Source organism: Massilia sp. MS-15, assembly GCF_020176695.1.
Classification (GTDB): Bacteria; Pseudomonadota; Gammaproteobacteria; order Burkholderiales; family Burkholderiaceae_D; genus Telluria; species Telluria hydrophila.
In genome coordinates, this window is the sequence record NZ_JAIWIA010000106.1 from 1 (window position 1) to 419 (window position 419).

Consider the following 419-nt stretch of genomic DNA (forward strand, 5'->3'; position numbering starts at 1 on the left):
AGCTAAAACGTCTGCAGTAATCCAGGTTCTTGATGCTGCGGTTGAGCCTGAACGAAAGTTCAAGCCCCAACGATCTATTGTCGTTGTCCTCTCTGCGTTGGGCGCTTTATTTTTCGCAGTGATATGGGCATGGTATGTAGATAAAAAGGTGAAGCCAGTTTGACAGCAGCTGCACTCGGCATAGGATTAATTCCTTTGCGTTCGTTTCCGAGGAGCGGGTAAGTACGAACAAGTATCGCAGCCGCTAAATCGTCAATCGAAAATTGAGCAAAGCTGGTACGCAGAGGCGCTTGGGCCTGTCCCGGGCTGGCCCTTTGCGATGTTCGCACCGACGCCGGTTGGATGTGTGCGGTGAACCGCGATTAATGTTTCGGGAACTTGTCCCTTGGTCTCCTATCGATTTTTTGCCGTACCTCTAC

General features: G+C 50.8%; 1 protein-coding gene. It reads left to right on the forward strand.

Features of this window, described 5'->3' with window-relative positions; genetic code table 11:
* Window positions 1-19 precede the first annotated feature (19 nt).
* Window positions 20-163, forward strand: a complete 144-nt coding sequence (locus LCI23_RS20730) for a hypothetical protein (protein WP_224948281.1) — start codon at window positions 20-22, stop codon at window positions 161-163.
* Window positions 164-419 lie beyond the last annotated feature (256 nt).